Source organism: Nocardiopsis sp. TNDT3 (genome assembly GCF_003427465.1).
GTDB classification, from domain to species: domain Bacteria; phylum Actinomycetota; class Actinomycetes; order Streptosporangiales; family Streptosporangiaceae; genus Nocardiopsis; species Nocardiopsis dassonvillei.
Genome location: NZ_QPFC01001229.1, coordinates 1 through 2,901 on the forward strand (window position 1 = coordinate 1; position 2,901 = coordinate 2,901).

Genomic DNA, 2,901 nt, shown 5'->3' on the forward strand with positions numbered 1-2,901 from the left:
TCAGGTGTTCCGCGCCCCGCCAAATCGGCGGTTTTTGCGAAATTGCACCGGACCAAGAAGACCAGTTCCTCTTTCGAGGCAACTCCCCGAGCCTACACGCTCCGAGCGCGTGCTCGAACCATCGAAGCTTGGAGAGGAGGTCAGGACAGCGGTCCGGTTCCGAGTCGACCCCGTGGGGTGTCTCGCCGTCCCGCAGCGACCCGATCGAGTTTAGGCAACCTCAGCGGCGGCGTCAAATCCGCCTGGACTCGGAGGGGACTCCAGTCCGGGGCCTGGTCGTTCGTCGGCTTGCTTGTCGTCTGACACAGACCCTTCCCGGGTCCCGCGGGGCCAAACATGGGAGGACGGGATTTTCTGTCCCCGGGGCGAGACCGCCCCGGGGACGGGGACCGACGCGGCCCCCGGAACACGTCCGGGACCTCAGAGGATGTCCGCCAGCTCCCGGGCGAGCTTGCGGAAGGCGATCCCCCGGTGGCTGATCGCGTTCTTCTCCTCCGGGGACAGCTCCGCCGTGGTGCGGCTCTCCCCCTCGGGGACGAACACCGGGTCGTACCCGAAGCCGTTCTCCCCGCGGCGCTCGCGCACCAGGCGGCCGCGCAGCACGCCCTCGGCGACCGCCTCGGTCCCGTCCGGCATCACCAGCACCGCCGCGCACACGAACGCGGCGCCCCTGCGCTCGGCCGGGGTGTCGGCCATCTGGTCCAGGACCAGGTCCAGGTTGGCCCGGTCCTGGTCGCCCGCGCCGAAGCGGCCCGCCCAGCGCGCGGACAGCACTCCGGGCATCCCGCGCAGTTCGTCCACGGCGATGCCGGAGTCGTCGGCGACGGCGGGCAGCCCGGTGTGCGCGGCGATGGCCCGAGCCTTGAGCAGCGCGTTGCCCAGGAAGGACGCCTCGGTCTCGGGCACCTCCGGTGCGTCCGGGAAGGCGTCGAGGGAGAGCACCTCCGCTTCCACCCCGGCGTCGGCCAGGATGGCCCGCATCTCCGGGACCTTCTTGGCGTTGCGCGTGGCCAGGACGATCTTCACGGTTCCCCCTCCCCGGGGCGCACCGCCGGTACGGGCATGGGCCCGTGGGGTGGCGGTCACTCCGACAGTGCCTTCTTCTGGATCGCGGTCAGTTCCCCGCAGCCGGAGACCGCGAGGTCGAGCAGCTGGTTGAGCAGGTCCCGGTCGAAGGGGGCGCCCTCGGCGGTGCCCTGCACCTCGATGAACTTGCCGTCGCCGGTGATGACGACGTTCATGTCGGTGTCGGCGACCGAGTCCTCCAGGTAGTTCAGGTCCAGCCGGGGCTGGCCCTGGACCACGCCGACGCTGACCGCGGCCAGGGAGCCCGTCAGCGGGTTGTTCTTGAGCTTGCGGCGCTTGCGCAGCCACTTCATCGCGTCGGCCAGCGCCACGTACGCGCCGGTGATCGCGGCGGTGCGGGTGCCTCCGTCGGCCTGGAGCACGTCGCAGTCCAGCGTGATGGTGTGCTCGCCCATCGCCTTGAAGTCCACGACGGCGCGCAGGGAGCGGCCGACCAGGCGGGAGATCTCGTGGGTGCGGCCGCCGATCTTGCCGCGGACCGACTCTCGGGAGCCCCGGGTGTCGGTGGAGCGGGGCAGCATCGCGTACTCGGCGGTGACCCACCCCTCGCCGGTGCCCCGGCGCCAGCGCGGGACGCCGTCCTCGACGCTGGCGGCGCACAGCACGCGGGTGTCCCCGAACTCGACGAGTACGGAGCCTTCCGCGTGGCGGAGCCAGTTGCGGGTGATGGTCACAGGGCGGAGTTGGGTCGGAACGCGTCCGTCAGGTCGGGCCATGGACAAGAGCGTATATCCGTGGAGTGCCCCGCGGTGCTGGAGTGCGCAACCGCGCGGCCTGCCCCGGCCCCGTCCCCGGTCAGCCGCCGACTTCGTGCACCTGGCCGCTGCGGGCCAGGCCGATGGGCCCGTCGTAGGTGGAGCGCGCCTCGGTGAGGGTGACGTCGTCGTCGTTCCACGGCACCAGGTGGGTCAGCAGCAGGCTGCGGGCGCGGGCCCGGCTGGCGTGCTCTCCCGCCTCGCTGCCCGTCAGGTGCATGTCCTTGGGGTGGTCGAGGTGGTCCTGGAAGGCGGCCTCGCACAGGAACAGGTCGGTGTCGGCGGCCAGGTCCACCAGGGAGTCGCACACCCCGGTGTCACCGGAGTAGGCCATGGACGCGCCGCCGTGCTCCAGGCGGATACCGAAGGCCTCCACCGGGTGGTTGACGTGGTCGACACGGGCCTGGAAGGGGCCGATCCGGAACGGCCCGGGGGAGAGTTCGTGGAACTCGAACACCTCGGTCATACCCGGGTCGGGTTCCAGACCGTAGGCCTCGGCCATCCGCCGGGCCACCCCGCCGGGCCCGTAGACCGGGATGCGGGGCTTGGCGCCGCCCGGGTGGTACGCCCTGGCCACCCAGTACGAGCACAGGTCGAAGCAGTGGTCTGCGTGCAGGTGGCTCAGGTAGACGGCGTCGACGGAGTAGATGTCGACGTGCCGCTGGAGAGTTCCGAGCGCGCCGTTGCCCATGTCGAGCAGGAGGCGGTAGCCGTCCGCTTCGAGCATGTAGGAGGAAGCCGGGCTGTCCGGCCCGGGGAAGCTCCCCGAGGACCCGATAATCGTGAGTCGCACGTCGTCGTCGCCTTCTCGATGGGCCGCGCGGCGTCCGTGGCACTCCCGCCGAGAGACTGTGCGGAGTGCGGATGGCGGCTGGTTCTGCGGATGTCCCGTTGTTACGGGTGTACCCCAATGCCCGCCCGGGTGGTACAAAATGTGGCCCGCGTCTCACGCGACCTCGATCACGTGTGAATTTTTCACACCGCTTGACGACGTATGTCTTGTTTGTTCGGGGCGTGTTTCCCCGGTGTTCAGAACGGCGCGGAGGCCGGCACCCGAAGG

Annotated in this window: 3 protein-coding genes; all 3 read right to left on the reverse strand. The window is 70.5% G+C overall.

All coding sequences use genetic code 11. From position 1 onward, the window contains the following. Positions 1-420: 420 nt before the first annotated feature. The 3 genes from rdgB to DQW06_RS26215 all read right to left on the reverse strand — a co-directional run bounded on the left by rdgB (position 421) and on the right by DQW06_RS26215 (position 2,634). Complete coding sequence (gene rdgB, locus DQW06_RS26205) at positions 421-1,026, reverse strand: RdgB/HAM1 family non-canonical purine NTP pyrophosphatase (RefSeq protein ID WP_019611460.1); 606 nt, start codon at positions 1,024-1,026, stop codon at positions 421-423. A 56-nt stretch (positions 1,027-1,082) separates the two neighbouring features. Further along, positions 1,083-1,802 (reverse strand): ribonuclease PH, encoded by a 720-nt coding sequence (gene rph / locus DQW06_RS26210; RefSeq protein WP_013151440.1) that lies wholly within the window; start codon positions 1,800-1,802, stop codon positions 1,083-1,085. 79 nt (positions 1,803-1,881) lie between these two features. Then, positions 1,882-2,634: an MBL fold metallo-hydrolase gene (locus tag DQW06_RS26215; protein ID WP_013151439.1), complete on the reverse strand. Its 753-nt coding sequence runs from the start codon at positions 2,632-2,634 to the stop codon at positions 1,882-1,884. Positions 2,635-2,901: the final 267 nt, after the last annotated feature.

What these genes read in the sequence shown, in the direction of transcription:
- rph (WP_013151440.1), bottom strand. Translation starts at nt 1,802, where the DNA reads ATGGCCCGACCTGACGGACGCGTTCCGACCCAACTCCGCCCTGTGACC.